This is a genomic window from Salinicola sp. MH3R3-1 (assembly GCF_001937155.1).
GTDB classification, from domain to species: Bacteria; Pseudomonadota; Gammaproteobacteria; order Pseudomonadales; family Halomonadaceae; genus Salinicola; species Salinicola halophyticus.
In genome coordinates, this window is the sequence record NZ_MSDP01000015.1 from 1 (window position 1) to 17,516 (window position 17,516).

The window sequence follows — 17,516 nt, forward strand, 5'->3', positions numbered from 1 at the left end:
GCAGGTGTGGCGAACGTCGGATTGATTTCCGAGCCGCCCCATGGCGACAAAGGGTAACCGCATGGCGAAGCGAAACCGCCGAGTCGGTTACGGCCTGCCCGTCGTTCTGGCGATCGTCGTTCATGTCGCGGCGCTGTTATTGACGATGTTGCGCTTGCCGGAGAGTGAACCGACACCGAGCTCCTCGTCCGTCGTACAGGCGACGCTGGTCAGCGACGTCACCGTCACGGATCAGGCCCAGTACGCCAAGGAGGCGCGGGCGCGAGCGGCTCAGCGACAGGCAGAAGAGGCGGCTCAGCAGGCGGCCGAACAGCAGTCGCAGGAAGAAGCACAGCAAGCAGCCGAACAGCAGGCTCAAGAAGAGGCGCAGCAGCAGGAAGCCGAGCGCCAGGCGGCTGCCGAGCAGGCCGAAGCGGAATCCGAGCGTCGCCAGCAGGCGGCGAAAGAGGCCGCCGCCGCTCGCGCCGAGGCTGAAGAGCAGCAGAAGGCCGCCGAATCCCAGCGTCAGGCCGAAGCGAAGAAGCAGCAGGTCGCCGCCGAAAAGCGGAAAGCTGAAGAGGCCGAGAAGAAGGCCGAGGCGGAAAAGCAGAAAGCGGCAGCGGCAGCGGCCGAGAAACAGCGCCAGGCGGAAGCCGAGAAGGAAAAGGCCGAAGCGGAAAAACAGAAGGCTGCAGAAGCCGAGAAACAGCGCCAGGCGGAGGCCGAAAAGAAAAAGGCCGAAGCGGAAAAGCAGAAGGCGGCGGAAGCCGAGAAGAAAAAGGCTGAAGCGGAAAAGCAGAAAAAGGCCGAGGCAGAGAAAAAGCGCAAGGCTGAAGAAGCGGAGAAGAAACGCCAGGCGGAAGCGGCAGCGAAAAAAGCGGCTGCCGATGCGCTGAGCGATTCGATTTCCAACGAGCAGGAGCGGATTGCCAATGCCGAGCAGTCCGATCAAGCGTCGAATAGCTTCATCAATCTGGTCAAGCGGGCCGTCGAGGATCGCTGGCACTTGCCGGCCAACGCGGACGGTGGTTTGGTAGCACAGGTTCGCGTAAGACTGGGGCCGTCCGGTGAATTGCTGGCAGCCAGCGTCACCCGCAGCAGTGGCAATCCCAGTTTCGATCGATCGGCGACGCAGGCCGTTGAAGCCGCGGCACCGTTCCGCGAACTGCAACAGCTGGATGCAGGGTTGCAACGGCGGTTTCGCGACTTCAATCTCAAATTCACCCCCGGGGATGTACAGTGATGAAACGATGGATGTCTCAAGGATGGAAAACCCTGGCCGCCGGCTGGCTGGTGTCGTTGATAGCCCTGACCTGTATGGCGACCACCGCCCAGGCACAGAATCTGACCATCGAAATCAATCGCGGTAGTGATCAGGCAACACCGATCGCGGTCGTGCCGTTCGAGGTCAGCGGCCAGGGTTCGTTGCCGCAGGATGTGGCGCAGATCGTCAGTGATGATCTGGAACATAGCGGGCAGTTTTCACCCCTGAGCCGGAGCTCACTCGTCTCGTTGCCGAGCAGCAGCAAGGATGTTTTCTACGACGACTGGAAACGCGTCGATGCGCGCTATCTGGTGGTGGGCAACATCGAGCCCCAGGGTGATCAGTATCGTATCCAGTACGAGCTGATGGACATCCTGGGTGGCAAGCGCATGCTGGGCGAAACCGTGACCTCCTCCGAGGGTAACCTGCGGGCCAGTGCTCACTACATCAGCGATCAGATCTTCGAGGCGATTACCGGTATTCGGGGGGCGTTCTCGACCCGCATCGCTTACGTCTCGGCCAGCGGTGCCGGGAATAACAGTCGCTATGCGCTCCATATAGCCGATGCCGATGGCTACAACAGTCAGCAGATTCTGTCGTCGGATGATCCGATTCTGTCACCGGCCTGGTCGCCGGATGGCAAGAAGATCGCCTATGTCTCGTTCGAGTCCGGCAACTCAGCCATCTATGTACAGAATACCTCGTCGGGCGAGCGCGTACGGTTGACGTCATTCCGCGGCATCAATGGCGCACCCGCATGGTCACCGGATGGCCGCAAGCTGGCGATGTCGTTGTCCAAGGATGGCCAGCCGGAAATCTACGTCATGAATCTGGCGTCGCGTCAGCTCACGCGGCTGACCAATAATCGCGCCATCGAGACGGAACCGGATTGGACGCCTGACGGTCAGTCGCTGATCTTCACCTCCGACCGAAGTGGCGCCCCGCAGCTGTACCGCATGTCGGCCAGCGGTGGACAGGCCGATCGCATCACATTTACCGGGAGTTATAACTCGGATGGGCGCTTCTCGCCCGATGGCAAATCTCTTTTCATGGTGACCCGTGACGGCAGCGGTTATCACGTGGCGAAGCAGGACATGGACACGAGTCGTGTCACTGTCTTGACTGATTCACGTTGGGATGAATCGCCCAGTGTCGCACCGAATGGCACCATGGTAATCTTCGCTACCCAGCAAGGGGCGCAAGGTGTGTTGGGGGCAGTTTCTTCGGATGGACGTGCGTCCTTCCGACTGCCTTCGGCGCAGGGTGACGTACGCGAACCCGCGTGGTCGCCGTTTTTGAACTAAACGACTACAGTCAGTGTGTCATTCGACATCCGAGCAAGGAGATGACAATGCAAATGAATACCTACGCGAAGACATTAGCAGTCGCGCTGTCGCTAGCAGTAATGGCTGGTTGTTCCAGCAGTGGCGGTACCCAGGAAGGGGACATGAATGGCACCGCGGGCGGCACGTCCGGCCAGGGCATGACATCCGGCCAGGGCACTTCCGGCTCCCAGATGGGCGCCAATGACCAGAAGCCCAACGTCGACACTATCTATTTCGCATTCGACAGCGAAGAAATTCGCCCTGAATTCGAATCGGTTCTCGATGGCCATGCGCAGTACTTGATGGCGAACTCGAGCACCAACGTGACACTGCAGGGTTATGCCGACGAGCGCGGTACGCGTGAATACAACCTGGGTCTCGGCGAGCGTCGTGCGCAGGCGGTCGAGCAGTACTTGACCGTTCAGGGCGTCTCTCCGTCCCAGATCCAGATCGTCAGCTACGGTGAAGAGCGTCCGGCAGTTCAGGGCCACACTGAAGAAGCTTACGCCAAGAACCGTCGCGTCGTATTTTCGTACTAAGCACCGACGGAGAAAAGCATGAAACACGGTCTGAAAAGACTGTGCGGCGCGGGAGCCCTGGTGCTCCCGCTGTCCGTATGGGCTCAGCAACCTGCCGTTGATGACCTCACCGGTCAGTCGAACGGCTTCTATAGTCAGACGGAAGCTCGCCAAAGTGGTGGGGGGACGCTGACGATCCTCAATCAGTTGAAGGATAATCAACAGCAGATTCAGCAGCTTCGCGGCCAAGTCGAAGAGCTGCGCTACCAGTTGGATCAGCTGAAACAGCAGACCCAGCAGCAGTATCTTGACCTCGATGATCGCATCTCCGGCGGCGGGATGGGGGCAGGAGGTGGCGGCAATTCCGGTAGCGATCTGGATAACACCAGTATCGATAACGGTGCGGCCAACGATGTCGCGAGCGATAGCGGCGCAAACGCCAGCAACGCCGGGAATTCGACGCAGTCCTCGTCCAACGCAGGTGACAGCGGTGGCCAGTCTGGAGCCGGCGGTCAAGACGGCCGTGATGCTTACCAGGCGGCGTTTCAACAGGTTCAGTCTCGCCAGTTCGACTCGGCCATCACCGCTTTCCAGAGCTTCATCAGCGACTATCCGCAATCCAGTCTCGTGCCCAATGCACACTACTGGTTAGGTGAACTCTATTCCGCGCAGTCGCAGCTCGATCAGGCCGTCAAGGCATTCGACACGGTTATCAGCGACTATCCGCAGAGCAACAAGGTTCCGGATGCGCTATACAAGCTAGGGCTGTTGAAAGCGCGTCAGGGGGATACCGAGGGCAGCCGTCAGCTGCTGCAGCAGGCTCGTGACGATTATCCCGACAGCAACGCGGCCCAGATGGCGAGCGACTTTCTCAATCAGATGGGTAACTGATCGGATCAGGACACCAGCATGACGTGCCACATCGACTATCAGGCGCCAACCGGGCTACTCGACGGAAAGATCGTTCTGGTGACCGGGGCGAACGCAGGTATCGGCCGCGCTGCAGCCATGAGCTACGCGCATCACGGCGCCACGGTGATTCTACTGGGCCGCAGCGTCAGTCGTCTCGAAGTGGTTTACGATGCCATCGAGGCGATGAACGGGCCGCAGCCGGCGATTTTTCCGCTCAATCTCGAAAGCGCGACACCCCAGGATTATCTGGCAGTCGCCTCTAAGCTGGAAAAGGAGTTCGGCCGCCTCGACGGCTTGCTTCACAATGCCAGCATTCTGGGAGAGCGGGTATCGGTCGAGGCCTACGATCTGGAGCTATGGGCTCGGGTCATGCAGGTCAACTTCACCGCCACGTTAGGTCTGACGCAAGCGTTGCTGCCGCTGCTGGGGCGCTCCAGCAGCGCATCCGTCGTCTTTACCTCGTCTAGCGTCGGCCGCCATGGGCGCGCCAAATGGGGTGCCTATTCGACCTCGAAATTTGCCACCGAAGGTCTGATGCAGATTCTGGCCGACGAGCATCGCGACGCTGCCATTCGTTTCAACTCGCTCAATCCTGGCGCCACGCGCACGGCCATGCGTCAGTCGGCGTATCCGGACGAAAACCCTATGGAGCTTCGCACGCCGGAAGAGATCATGCCGACCTACCTGTGGCTGATGGGCTCATCCAGCGAGGGCGTCAGCGGCCAGGCATTCGACGCCCAGCCACCGAAGGCGAAAGCCTGAGCCAGACGCATACCTCAGATCGCCGCTCGACACTCCATTCACCTTGCTTCGAGCAACGCCAGCAGGGTGTCGGTGAGTTCCGCCGGCGTGGCAAACCACTGCGTGGCCGGCCACGCGTCAATATCGTCATCTTCCGCGATATAGCCATAGCGTACGGCGATTGCCGCCATGCCGGCGCTATTGGCGGCTTCCATGTCCCGCCGATGATCCCCGATGTACCAGCATCGCGGCGCGTCGACACCGATCTGTCTGGCCGCTTCCAACAGTGGGGCGGGGTCGGGCTTCCTGACGGGAAGATCATCCGCGCAGAGCATGACTCCCGGTGCCAGGCCGAGTGCCGCAATCAACGGTTCGGCGTAACGCCGCGGCTTGTTGGTGACAATGCCCCAAGGCCGTCCGGCCGCTTCCCATCGCGTCAGCAGCGGCACGAGTGCCGGAAAGACTTCGCTTTTCTCCGCGACGGCTTGCGCATAGCGCTCCAGCAGAAACTCGCGCGCGGTAGCATGTCGCGGATGGTCGACGGCCCATCCCACGGCCAACGTGACCAGAGCACTGCCGCCGTTGGACACCTGGGCCCGAATGTCCTCGTAGGGTAAACGCGCCAGTTCATGGTGCTCACGCAGCCGGTTGGTAGCCTCGGCCAGATCGGGGGCGGTGTCGACGAGGGTGCCGTCGAGATCGAACAGCAGCCCTTGCGGCAATGCCGTCGCGCTCATTTGTCGTCGCCGCTACCGGTTCGCTCTTCTCCGAACCATTCGGGGCGGACATGCACCATGTAGTTGACCGATACGTCGCTCGCGGTCAGCCGGTAGCGTCGTGATACCGGGTTGTAGGTCAGCCCCGTCTGCTTCTGCAGCCTCAGGCCGTGCTGACGGCACCAGCCGGACAGTTCGGAGGGGCGAATGAACTTGCGATATTCGTGCGTGCCGCGCGGCAGCAGGCCCAGTACGTATTCGGCGCCGAGGATCGCGAACGCATAGGATTTCGGATTGCGATTGATCGTCGAGAAGAACAGGTGGCCGCCGGGCTTGACCAGCCTGGCGCAGGCTTCGATCACGGAGCCCGGATCGGGCACGTGTTCGAGCATTTCGAGGCATGTCACCACGTCAAATTCACCGGCGTGCTCAGCCGCCATCGCTTCCACACTGATGTTCCGATAGTCGACTTCCACGCCGCTCTCCAGCTGATGGAGTCTGGCGACCGACAGCGGCGCCTCGCCCAGATCGATCCCGGTCACGTCGGCGCCACGCATTGCCATGGCTTCACTCAGAATGCCGCCACCACAGCCAACGTCGATCACGCGCTTGCCGGCCAGCGATACCTGAGAATCTATGAATCCCAGACGCAGCGGATTGATGTCATGCAGAGGCTTGAACTCACCTTCCCGATCCCACCAGCGGCTGGCCAATGCCTCGAATTTGGCAATTTCGGCCCGATCGACATTGTCATGGGGCGCCGCGTTATCGTGAGGTGATGGTGTCATGGACTGGTTTCCTTACCGGAATGTCGATGTATCGCTGAGTTGGCTGAGTTCATGCCACCGAAAGAGGGGATGCGCCGGTGCAGCGGTACCTGGCTTTACGATATTCTACTATGGACGGTAGCCAGGCTGGATGCCAAGTTAGCAAAAAGGGCTGGCAATAATCGACATGGCCTGTCGCCATTGTGCGACTGTGCTTTCGGTGTCTCGCCCGCTAAGCTAGCAGGAGACTCGATGTCAGGCTCCCCACGCCCGTTGATTTCATACCCAGGAAGGGAAGGACCTAAAGATGATTCGCAAGGCTGTACTGCCCGTCGCCGGATTCGGCACCCGTTGTTTGCCCGCTTCCAAGGCGATCCCCAAGGAAATGATCACCATCGTCGACAAACCGGTGATTCAATACGTGGTCACCGAGGCGGTGAAGGCCGGTATCAAGGAAATCGTCCTGGTCACGCACTCGTCGAAAAGCGCTATCGAAAACCATTTCGACAAGCATTTCGAGCTCGAGACGCAGCTGGAAGCCAAGGGCAAGGATGAACTGCTCGAGGAACTTCGCAATATCATCCCCGATGACGTCAATATCATCAGCGTACGCCAGCCAGAGGCTCTTGGCCTCGGTCACGCCATTCTCTGCGCGCGTCCGGTCATCGGCAACGACCCGTTTGCGGTACTGCTGCCGGACGTCGTGATCGACGACAACGGCATGGCCAGCAACGATCTGATGGGCATGATCAAGGCCTTCGACGAGACCGGTAAGGCCCAGATCATGGTCGAGACCGTGCCCAAGGAGCTGACTTACAAGTACGGCATCGTCGCGCTCGAAGGTGACGAGCCAGCTGCTGGCGAAAGCGCACCGTTGACCGGCATGGTCGAGAAACCCAAGGTCGAGGAAGCGCCGTCGACGCTGGCCGTGATCGGTCGCTATCTGCTGCCGGGCGAAATCTTCCCGATCCTGGCAGAGACGCCGCCGGGGGCGGGCAACGAGATTCAGCTCACCGATGCCATGGAAACCCTGCGCAAACAAAGCGGTGCCGCCGCCTACCGCATGCAGGGGCAAACCTACGACTGCGGTAGCCAACTGGGCTATCTCGAAGCCACATTGGCCCTGGGGCGGAAGCATCCGAAGCTGGGCGAAGGCTTCCGTCAGTTGATTCAGCAATACGCGGCTGAGGAGTAGACCCATGCGGGTGGTCGTACATGGTAGCGAACTGGCCGCGGCGACTGCCGCCGCCGCGTTGTGCTCGGTCGGGCATCAGGTTACCTGGATGCCACATGCCGACTTTCCCTGGGAAAGCCTGGCCAATGCCGACTGGCTGATCAGTGAACCGGGCCTCAGGGACCAGATTCAGGCCGGCCAGGAATCGGGACAGTTGGTGATCGTCGATGCCGTCCCCGACGATGCTGAAGCCGATGTTCACTGGCTGGCACTATCGCCGGATCAACGCGAGGCCGCCGAGAGCTACGTTGCGGCGGTGCCGGGGCGACAAAGCTCGCCGCTGATCATCGTCAACAACTCGACGTTTCCGGTGGGCCAGACAGAGAAGCTGGAAGCGCTGTTGGGGCACTCTTCGCAGGTGGCCGTGGCGTTGCCGGACCGGATCGAGGAAGGTCGCGCCTGGGAAACCTTCACTCGTCCGGCACATTGGCTGCTGGGTAGCGAGGACGACTGGGGAACTCAGCAGATCCGTGAACTGCTGCGTGCCTTCAACCGACGTCATGAAGTGTTCCAGTTGATGCCGCGTCGTGCCGCCGAGCTGACCAAACTGGCCATCAACGGCATGCTGGCAACGCGTATCAGCTTCATGAACGAACTGGCTGGCCTCGCCGACTCACTCGCCGTCGATGTCGAGTACGTGCGTCAGGGAATGGGCGCCGATACGCGTATCGGTTTCGAATATCTCTATCCCGGCTGCGGGTTCGGCGGCCCCAATTTCTCCCGGGACCTCGTGCGTCTGGCCGACGTGCAGCACTCGACGGGGCGCGAATCCCACTTGCTCGAACATGTGCTCGACATCAACGAGAGCAAGAAAGAGACGCTGTTTCGCAAGCTCTGGAATCATTTCGAGGGCGAACTGGAAGGTCGCACGGTGGCCATCTGGGGCGCAGCGTTCAAGCCGGGAACCGCCCGTATCGATCACGCGCCGGTGCTGACGCTGCTGGAAGCGTTGTGGGCGCAGGGCGTCAAGGTCAAGGTACATGACCCGGCGGCCTTGCATGCACTGGCCGCGCACTATCCCGACCATCCGCAGCTCGAGCTATGTGAAGGAGACTTTTACAGTGCTTGTGAAGGGGCCGATGCTCTGATGCTGGTGACGGAGTGGAAATGCTACTGGAATCCGGACTGGAGACGTTTGCTGCAGGCGCTCAAGACACCGCTGATTCTGGACGGCCGCAACATCTACGATCCGGCTTACGTGGCGTCTCGAGGATTCGTCTATCGGGGTATCGGCCGCCGGGCCTGATTGCGGGTCTTGGTCCGGGTTCTAACCCCGGCGGTAACTTTGTAGCTCGAGCGCCGGTCACGCTAGACCGGCGCTCGACCCGCCACCTCGCTGTTGAGTTGCGCATATTCCCAGTTCAGGTGGGGCCACAGCGCATCGAAATACTCGCCACGGTCGTGTCGATGATCGATTCGATAGGCCTCGTCGGCCAGGGCGATCCCCAGTAGCGGGGTCACATCATCCGGTAACTCGGCAGGTGACGAGGTTGCCAGACGCAGACCGCTCCGGGAATCGAGCACCAGCCAGCACCATCCGGCGGTGGTTTCCTGGATCCGTGCGCGCCATTGGCACTGCAGTCCGCCGATCCCACCGAAGGCCGCCTCGATTCGTCGGGCGAGCCTTTCCGGCATCTCCACGCTTCGCGCGCTCAGTCCATGCCAGAAGAACACCAGGTTCCAGGCTTCCTGCGCCGAGTCACGCACGTCAGCTTCCTCGGCTTTTGCCAGCGCAGCCAGTGAGCGCCCGTCGTCGGAAGCCAGTTGCGCATTGAGCTCGTCGATGTGACGTCGATGATGGTGACTGTAAAGCAGGTCGATCTGTGCCCGGGAGACCTCGGGTTCCAGCGAATGTCGCTCGAAGGGAAGCGCGGGCAACTCGAACCGGGAAGCGAAATGGGGCATCGTATTCATCGACAGTGGGAGAGGAACGGAGTAGCGGAAAAAGAGTCCGACAGAGATCGGCCGACGGCGGGCATGCTACCGCGAACCGGGATCGGATCGCCAATGCGATACGCATTGCGGCCGTGGCCGTTATCATGCGAACCGTACGCTGCCAAGCCTAGGCTTTGCGATGGCTTTCACGTAACGTAATCGCGTCAGCGGTTTACGCCCGGCTTGCGGCATTGAGCCTTCATTCCGCGGGTCTCGCTCGACAGGAACCTTTTTGGCATATTTTCATCAGTTCGAGATTCCAGGCGTCGAAGATCATCTCGATCGCAGAATCGGCGTCCGCAACATTATCGGAAAGGTACAAGACGGCCATGCCATCACGATCCGACGAGCATCGCGCTTCTCCGAGCATCGTCCCCGACCGCAACGATATGACGGTGCCCAGGGCCGGGACACATCATTATCGAGGGGCCGGCGGCCGTCGTGCCCCCAGGGTATGGCCGCTGTGGATCCTGCTTCTGTTGCTGATTGCCGGGGCCTGCGCAGGCGGCTGGCAACTCTGGCAGACAGTGCAGGCGCAGAATGCGCAGATCGACCGGCTCAACCAGCGGCTGGATTCCACCGGCTCGACGCTGGACGCATCCGGTGAAAGCTTGCGCGCCGAATTCGACCGCCTCCGCGATCAGCTCGATGGCACTCAGGCCGCCGTGGGCAGTCTGGAAACCCGAGTCGCCGATTTCCGGCAGGGCGACCAGAAGGCCGAGCAATTCGAATCGCTGCAGAAGACCGACCAGAACCTCAGGGAGCTGATCGGGGCGTTACAGTCCTCGTTCACCGCGCTGGAGAGCACTGGCAAGGATGAGCGGGGCGCAATGACAGCACGACTTGCCACGCTCGAGGAAGGCCAGCAACAGCGGGATGATCGACTCGCTTCGCTCGGTGACGCCGTCGATCGGCAGCAGCAGGCCAATCAAGAGCAAGCCGACCAATTCAGCGCGTCGATCGAACAACTTCGCCAAGATCAGCAGGCGCTTTCGCAGCAGCTCGGGACGACGGATGATTCGGATGTTCAGGCGGCAATCGACGGTCTGCAATCGACGGTGTCGAAGCTCGAGACACGAGTCGGTACCCTGGCCCAGCAGGAGTCTCCGTCTGCGGACGACGTCGACCAACTCAAGGGAGCGGTCACGGAACTTCGCCAGGGCCAGACCGCGCTCAGCGCGAGTCTCGAATCGTTGCAGTCGCGTATCAGCGATATGCCCACCGGCGCCAGCGCGTCCCAGATTCGCGACCTCAGGGAACGGCTGGGGTCGCTCGAGGCCAGTCGCGCTCAGCTGACGCGTCGCGTGACGTCGCTGATCACCAACGTTTCCAACCTACAGCGCGGCGGAGGTTGAGCCGATGTCTCAAGCTAGAGTCCTACGGATGGGACTGCTGTGCCTTGTGCTACCCGCGGCAGGGCATGCCTGGGCGCTCGATGTCACCGTCAAGGGATTGAGTGGCCCACCGGCGAAGAACGTCGTCGACATTCTCTCGGAGCTGGAAGCCGACAGCCAGGCCACCCGCGAACGTCTCGACGGCGTGGTACGTGATCGTGCCGAGAAGGCACTGCAGGCGTTCGGTTACTACAACGCCAGTCTCGCCACCCGTTACCCCAACGAGGATAACAAACGCGTCGTCATCGATATCAAACCCGGCGAGCGCACGCAGATCACTCAGGTCGATCTTTCGCTCGAGGGCGATGCCAAACAGGACGAGGCGTTCGAGCAGGTCATGGCGAGCAGTCCGCTCAAGGTCGGCGACCCGTTGCTGCACTCGCGCTACGACGGTTACAAGGGGAAGATTTCCACGCTGGCACTGGAACGAGGCTACTTCAATTCGCGCTTTCGCCAGCAGCGTATCGAAGTTCGGCCGTGGGAGAACAGCGCCCGCATCTTTCTCGACTTCGATAGCGGGACACGCTATCGCTTCGGCAACGTTCACTTCAAGGGCAGCCAGATCGAGCAGCGCCGGCTCAGAAACATGATTCCGTTCGAACCGGGCGATCCCTACATTGCCGGGGATCTGGCAACGCTCAATCAGAACCTGGGACAAACCAACTGGTTTGCCGGGGTCGCGGTGCGCCCGCGCGTCAATGAAGACGCTTCCCCGACGCCGCCCAGCCGATGGTGGAGCGCCGCAACCGGGCGTGACACGACGGCCGATAGCACCGAAGTCATGGGTGGCCCCGGCCTGAGTGCGGCCCGTGAATTGACTGACAGCCAGCCGACGATCGTGCCGGTCGATGTCGAACTGACGCCGGCGGATCGCCATCAGTTCGAGGTCGGGGTGGGGTACGCCACCGACGTCGGTCCGCGAACGCAGTTCACCTGGACCATGCCCTGGCTCAATCGTTACGGCCACAGTCTGACCAACTCGCTGTTTCTTTCGGCGCCGGAGCAGCGCGTCTCCGGGGAATATACGATTCCGCTCGCCAACCCGTTGCGGGACAGTTACCGCGTTCGCTACGGGCTCAAGAACATCGACAACGAAGACACCAAGAGCTTCGAGAGCTCGGTGCAGCTGGCACGCCACTGGGAGTTTTCCAATGGCTGGATCCAGGATCTCTACTGGCAGACCACTTACGAAGACTTTACCCAGGCCGATCAGGACGACGCCGTGCTGCTGCTCTATCCCGGCATCAGCTGGTCGCGCACCCGCAAGCGCAACGAGACCTTCCCGAGCTGGGGCGACAAGCAGCAGCTGACGCTGGAGTGGTCGGATCCATCCTGGGGTTCGGACGCTCGCTTCGTGCGAACCACCTTCGATTCCCAGTGGGTGCGCATGCTGGGTAGCGAAAACCGTTTCGTCGGTCGGATCGGCGGCGGCGCCATGGCCACCAACACCTTCGACAAGGTGCCACCGTCGCTGCGTTTCTTCGCCGGGGGCGATCAGAGTATCCGCGGCTACTCCTATGAAAGTCTGTCCCCGGAAAACGATGATGGAGAACTGCTGGGCGGCCAACACATGTTGACCAGCAGCGTCGAATACCAGCGTCATCTGACCGGCAACTTCTGGAGCGCCACGTTCGTCGATACGGGCAACGCCTTCGACGAATGGTGGCCAGATGAGCTCAAGACCGGCGCCGGTGTTGGCGTGCGCTGGATTTCACCCGTTGGGCCGATTCGTTTCGATATCGCCCACCCGTTTGACGACGAGGAGGATTCTTGGCGTCTCCATTTCTCCATCGGACCGGAGTTCTGATTCGGCTGCTGCTGTTCCTGATCCTGTGGCTACTGGGCCTGGTGCTGACGCTCATCGGACTGGGCCTGTCTCCCTGGGGCAGCCACTGGCTGTTCGATCAGGCGCAGTCGCGCGGCTGGGTCGAGGCGCAGCGTTTCGAGGGCGCCCCGCTCGACGAGCTGACCATCGACGGGTTGCACCTGTCGGCCGGCACGCTGGATGTGGCCGTGGATCACTTTCACCTCGCCTGGGCCGATGACTGCCTGCTCAAGGGACGCGTGTGTCTCGACGATCTGAGCGTGGTCGGTGCGCGTATCCGGATGAGCGAGAGTGATCAGCAACCGACGCCGCCTCCCGAAACGGACGGCGACAGCGGCATGCCCTCGATCTCGGTACCGCTACCGATCGAGATTCGCCAGGTGCGGCTGGATGACGTCAGCGTTCAACTGGCCGACGGCACCGACGTTCATTGGCAGCATTTCCAGACCGGCGCCGAAATGGCCGGCAATCACCTGAAGCTACTGCCGACGACGCTGAACCAGGCGCGCATTCGATTGCCGCAAAGCCCGGACCAGGCGCTGGCCATGCCCGATCTTGGCCCCGGCGTCGTGAGTCCGGACGCCATGCAGGCGGCGCTGGCCGTTCAGGCTGCCGACGAGGACGCGACTGGCGAACGCGCCGCGTCTCCGGCGACGCCGGCTACTGTCGCCTCTGGAGCCGCATCGTCGACAGCCGGTGCCGACGCTGACTCCGACGATCGGGTGGCAGCCGTACTGGCGCCATTGACGCTGGCCGCGGCGGCCAACGTGGCGGATGGGGATACCTCGCAGCGCGACGCTCGCGTCGAACGGATCGAGCAGACGCTGCATGATCTTCGCCAGCAGCTACCCGACATTCAGCTGCCGCTGGAAGTCGAGGCACCCAGCCTGACGATCAGCGATGTCAGACTCGACGGGCCGAGCCCACAGCAACTGAACCGGCTGGAGCTAGCGTTCTCCGCCGTTGACCGCAACATCGAGATACAGAGACTGATGGTGGATGCCCCTGACGGCCACGTCGAGCTCACGGCGAGCGCCGAACTGCAGGGTGATATCCCGCTCTCGCTATCGCTGAATGGCCGCGTCACGCGGGCGCCGATCGACGGGCAGACGGTTGCACTCGACGCTTCCGGCACGCTCGCCGATCTCGACGTCAAACTACGCACCGACGGCGAAGCCAGAGCCGCGATCGATGCTCGAGTGCAGGCCTTCGAACCAGGTCTGCCGTTTTCGCTACACGTCGAAACGGGCCAGCTGCGCTGGCCGTTGGCGACGAGCCCGTTCGCGTCTCTACCCGACTCGGGCGAAGGGCTCGACGTTGCCGCAACCATCGACCCAACGGCTATCGAGGCCGCGCGGGCGGTGCGTGGCGTTGCCGCCGCCGATTCTGCGCCGCCGCAATACCAGCTCGACCACCTGACCCTGGATGTCGATGGCACTCTCGAGAACTATCGCGCCGCGGTGGATCTTGCCGGGCAGGGACAGGGACTGCCGCCCGTCGCGCTGACGGTGGCCGGAGAGGGCGATCTGAGTCATTTCCAGTGGCAGCCGATGCACGTCGCCAGTCAGGGCGGCGAGCTTAATAGCCAGGGCACGGTACGCTGGACGCCGGTGCTCTCGGCGAGCGTGAACCTCGATTTCAAAAAACTACCGCTGGGCGCTTTCACCCAGGCCGTGACCGGAGAGCTGAACGGTCAGACGCGCGCGGCATTCGCCATGCGCGACGATGGCGGCTGGCAGCTGTCGGTCCCTCAGTTGGCGATCGATGGCAGGCTCCAGCAGCGAGCGCTCAAGCTGAATGCACAGATCGATGGCAACAGCGAGATGCAGTGGAATATCCGCGAGCTGGATTTCCGTCAGGGTACCAATCGGGTCACCGCCAGCGGGCGCGTCGACCAGAATCTCGATATCGACGGCCGTATCGACGCCCCCGCGCTGGGCACGATTCTGCCAGCACTCTCGGGCGCCCTGCGAGGCCAGTTCGAGGGGCGTGGCACCCTGGAACGCCCGCAGATCGCCATCGATCTGCAGGGCAGCGGTATCGGCTATGCGGAGAACCGCCTCGATCGATTGACGTTGAAAGCCAATTCCACCGGGACGCAGGATCCGCAGTTCGACGTCGATTTCAATACCGCTGGCATTCAGGCCGGCGGTCAACAGATCAGCGCCATCGATCTGGGCCTGCAGGGCCGGCTGTCCAGCCATCAGCTCTCTCTCGACGTGAGCGGCGGTGAAGGTCTGCCGCTCTCGCAGGCCTCCATTCGCCTGCAGGGGGGCCTCGACAGCGCATTCCAGCATTATAAAGGCGCATTCTCGCGGCTCTCGGCCTCGACCGACTACGGCGATATCGCGTTGCGCGACTCGCTGGGCTTCAATGCCGACTTGACCCATTCCAGCGCCATGATTTCGCCGTTCTGTCTCGATCGGCAGCAAGGCGGGGCGCTATGCCTGACCGAACGCATGACCGCTTCCGCGGACCAGGGCCGAGCGGCGCTGTCGATCGATGACATTCCGATGGCACTGCTCGACGACTTCATGCCCGATGGTTGGCAGATCGACGGCCAGACCGGCGGCAAGCTGATTGCCAGCTGGTCACGTGGCGGTCAGGCCTGGGCCGCCAAAGCCGATATCGACAGCAACGTCGCGGTCAGCGGCGTCGATGCGCGCGGCGCGCCGTGGCAAGTGCCGGCGGCAACGATGTCGCTGTCGCTGGATGCCAATCAGCAGCGGGCCCGGACCCAGCTCGATCTGCAACTGGAAGACGCGGGGCGAGTTCAGCTCCAGGCCCAAGTCGACGACCCGGCCGGCGACGGCGCGCTGCAAGGGCGGCTGCAGATGAGTGATCTCCGCTTCAGTCCCTATCGGCCGCTGGTGGCAGGCATCGATCAACTGGAAGGGGCCGTCAACGGCGATGTCTCGCTCGGTGGCACGCTGGCCATGCCCGCGTTGAATGGCGATGTCGTCATCGATGGCGTCAAGGTCAAGGGTGGCGTATCGCCGGTCGCGGTGACCGATGCCAAACTGACGCTGGCCCTGCAGGGCCAGTCGTCGACGCTGCAGGGCTTCGTGCAGAGCGACGACGGCCGCCTCGAGCTGACCGGCGATGCCAATTGGCGAGATCCGGCCAACTGGCGAGCCAACGTCAATATCGATGGCACCGACTCGCCGCTGCTGGTGGCGATGCCGGCCTACGGTCGGCTGCGGGTGTCGCCGGACCTGCAGATTCATGCGATGCCGCAGCGACTTCAGGTACGCGGCGACGTGACCGTGCCGTGGGCGCGTCTGGAGATCGGCCAGTTGCCTGCCTCGGCACAGGCGCCCAGCAGCGATACCGTGATCATCAGTGAAGAAGATGATCGCCAGCAGCAGGCAGCCGCCGCCGCCCGGGAGAGCGAAGACGGGGCGGGTACCGCACAGGCTTTGGCCGATGCCGGCATGCAGCTCGATGTTCGCGTCAACCTGCATCTCGGGCCCGACATGAAGCTGGAAGCCTACGGCCTCGAAGCCGGGCTCACCGGCGATCTACAGGTTCGCCAGGGCACCGGCCCGGTCCAGCTGTATGGCGACGTCAATCTGACCGACGGCACGTACACTTCTTTCGGTCAGGATCTGATCATTCGCCAGGGGCAGGTGCTGTTCAGTGGCGCGGCCTCGCAGCCAAGCCTGCAGTTCGAGGCGATTCGCAATCCCGACACCACCGAGGACGACGTGGTCGCCGGGCTGCGGGTCACCGGTTCGGCATCGGCGCCACGGCTGACGATCTTCTCCGAGCCGGCAATGACGGAAAGCCGAGCGCTTTCCTACATTCTGCGCGGGCGAGCACCGGAGGACGCCGGCGGCGGTGACGATGCCCTGACTTCGGCATTGATTGGGCTGTCGCTCTCTCAGACCGGTAGCGCGGTGGGTCAGGTCGGCGAAGCGTTCGGGGTCCAGGATCTGAGCCTCGATGCATCGGGATCCGGCGACGACAGTCAGGTCGTGGTCAGCGGATATGTCTTCGATGACTTGAAGGTGAGTTACGGCGTCGGCATATTCTCTCCCATCGCCGAATTGACGCTTCGCTACCGCCTGATCCAGAACCTCTATCTTCAGGCGGTCTCCGGTGCTGCGCAGGCCGTGGATTTGATCTATACCTTCAGCCTTGGCCGTGCCACCGGCAATTGAAGGCCACCGGCAATTGACCCTAACGGCGTCCGACACCTCGGACGCCGACTTCGACATCTGGGAGATGACCATGTTTCAACGACGTTCCGAATCGCTCCCCACCGCGGAAACAGCACTCCCGGGGCGCGATACGCCCATCGCCATCAGCGGCGAGCACCTGATCAATGGCGCCTCGATGCAGCCACCGTTTCCGGCGGGGACCGAGCAGATCGTGCTCGGGGCCGGCTGTTTCTGGGGCGCCGAACGCCTGTTCTGGGAACAGGAAGGCGTCGTCGTGACGGCGGCGGGCTATGCCGGCGGTGTCACGCCGAATCCGACCTATGAAGAGACATGCTCGGGCAGGACAGGCCACACCGAGGTCGTTCTGGTCGTCTATGACCCGGCTCGAGTGACGCTTCAATCCCTGCTGAGCACCTTTTGGGAAGCGCACGACCCCACTCAGGGCATGCGCCAGGGCAACGACATGGGCACGCAGTATCGCTCGGCGATCTATACCACCAGCGACGCACAGCAGACGGCAGCGCAACGGAGTCGAGACGAGTATCAATCGGCGCTGCAGGCGCGCGGGCTAGGGGTCATCACCACCGAGATTCGGCCGTTGGATACGTTCTACTACGCCGAGGAGTATCACCAGCAGTATCTGGCCAAGAATCCCAACGGCTATTGCGGACTGAAGGGAACCGGCGTGACCTGTCCGCTGCCGGCCTGACCGCACGTTCGGTCGGCTTCGGTACAGGGTTTCC

At 62.2% G+C, this 17,516-nt stretch carries 14 protein-coding genes; 11 read left to right on the forward strand and 3 right to left on the reverse strand.

All coding sequences use genetic code 11. From position 1 onward, the window contains the following. Positions 1-61: 61 nt before the first annotated feature. Genes tolA through BTW08_RS09390 form a run of 5 tightly spaced genes read left to right on the forward strand, consistent with a single transcriptional unit; the run spans position 62 to position 4,760 of the window. On the forward strand, positions 62-1,222 hold the full coding sequence (gene tolA / locus BTW08_RS09370) for a cell envelope integrity protein TolA (protein ID WP_075562414.1): 1,161 nt from the start codon (positions 62-64) through the stop codon (positions 1,220-1,222). Between the two features lie 11 nt (positions 1,223-1,233). Next, a complete protein-coding gene (tolB, locus tag BTW08_RS09375; protein WP_075562415.1) occupies positions 1,234-2,547 on the forward strand; it encodes a Tol-Pal system beta propeller repeat protein TolB in 1,314 nt (437 codons plus the stop codon). A 47-nt stretch (positions 2,548-2,594) separates the two neighbouring features. After that, entirely contained in the window at positions 2,595-3,107 is a 513-nt protein-coding gene (gene pal, locus BTW08_RS09380; protein ID WP_075562267.1) for a peptidoglycan-associated lipoprotein Pal, read from the forward strand. Between the two features lie 18 nt (positions 3,108-3,125). Next, positions 3,126-3,977, forward strand: coding sequence for a tol-pal system protein YbgF (ybgF, locus tag BTW08_RS09385; RefSeq protein WP_075562268.1), 852 nt, complete (start codon positions 3,126-3,128; stop codon positions 3,975-3,977). 18 nt (positions 3,978-3,995) lie between these two features. Then, positions 3,996-4,760 carry a YciK family oxidoreductase gene (locus tag BTW08_RS09390; RefSeq protein ID WP_075562269.1) on the forward strand — a complete coding sequence of 255 codons (765 nt, stop codon included), beginning with the start codon at positions 3,996-3,998 and terminating at the stop codon, positions 4,758-4,760. 38 nt (positions 4,761-4,798) lie between these two features. Here the strand turns inward: BTW08_RS09390 and BTW08_RS09395 are convergent, their stop codons facing one another. Further along, entirely contained in the window at positions 4,799-5,476 is a 678-nt protein-coding gene (locus BTW08_RS09395; RefSeq protein WP_075562270.1) for an HAD-IA family hydrolase, read from the reverse strand. After that, entirely contained in the window at positions 5,473-6,243 is a 771-nt protein-coding gene (gene ubiG / locus BTW08_RS09400; protein ID WP_075562271.1) for a bifunctional 2-polyprenyl-6-hydroxyphenol methylase/3-demethylubiquinol 3-O-methyltransferase UbiG, read from the reverse strand. Before ubiG ends, BTW08_RS09395 begins: the two co-directional genes overlap by 4 nt. Positions 6,244-6,529: 286 nt before the next feature. On the opposite strand from ubiG, the gene galU reads away from it, so the two are divergent. After that, a complete protein-coding gene (galU, locus tag BTW08_RS09405; RefSeq protein ID WP_075562272.1) occupies positions 6,530-7,417 on the forward strand; it encodes a UTP--glucose-1-phosphate uridylyltransferase GalU in 888 nt (295 codons plus the stop codon). 4 nt (positions 7,418-7,421) lie between these two features. After that, the gene (locus tag BTW08_RS09410) at positions 7,422-8,702 is read left to right on the forward strand and encodes a nucleotide sugar dehydrogenase (protein WP_075562273.1); all 1,281 of its coding nucleotides are present in this window, start codon (positions 7,422-7,424) and stop codon (positions 8,700-8,702) included. 62 nt (positions 8,703-8,764) lie between these two features. Here the strand turns inward: BTW08_RS09410 and BTW08_RS09415 are convergent, their stop codons facing one another. After that, positions 8,765-9,361 carry a Fe-Mn family superoxide dismutase gene (locus tag BTW08_RS09415; RefSeq protein WP_075562274.1) on the reverse strand — a complete coding sequence of 199 codons (597 nt, stop codon included), beginning with the start codon at positions 9,359-9,361 and terminating at the stop codon, positions 8,765-8,767. Between the two features lie 359 nt (positions 9,362-9,720). Between BTW08_RS09415 and BTW08_RS09420 the strand changes: the two genes are divergently transcribed. The 4 genes from BTW08_RS09420 to msrA all read left to right on the forward strand — a co-directional run bounded on the left by BTW08_RS09420 (position 9,721) and on the right by msrA (position 17,482). Further along, positions 9,721-10,746: a hypothetical protein gene (locus BTW08_RS09420; RefSeq protein WP_075562275.1), complete on the forward strand. Its 1,026-nt coding sequence runs from the start codon at positions 9,721-9,723 to the stop codon at positions 10,744-10,746. A gap of 4 nt (positions 10,747-10,750) precedes the next feature. Beyond that, positions 10,751-12,592 carry an autotransporter assembly complex family protein gene (locus BTW08_RS09425; RefSeq protein ID WP_075562276.1) on the forward strand — a complete coding sequence of 614 codons (1,842 nt, stop codon included), beginning with the start codon at positions 10,751-10,753 and terminating at the stop codon, positions 12,590-12,592. Beyond that, a complete protein-coding gene (locus BTW08_RS09430) occupies positions 12,556-16,773 on the forward strand; it encodes a translocation/assembly module TamB domain-containing protein (RefSeq protein ID WP_246837686.1) in 4,218 nt (1,405 codons plus the stop codon). The genes BTW08_RS09425 and BTW08_RS09430 overlap by 37 nt, the downstream gene beginning before the upstream one ends. A gap of 64 nt (positions 16,774-16,837) precedes the next feature. Beyond that, the gene (gene msrA / locus BTW08_RS09435; protein WP_075562417.1) at positions 16,838-17,482 is read left to right on the forward strand and encodes a peptide-methionine (S)-S-oxide reductase MsrA; all 645 of its coding nucleotides are present in this window, start codon (positions 16,838-16,840) and stop codon (positions 17,480-17,482) included. The last annotated feature ends 34 nt before the right edge of the window (positions 17,483-17,516 follow it).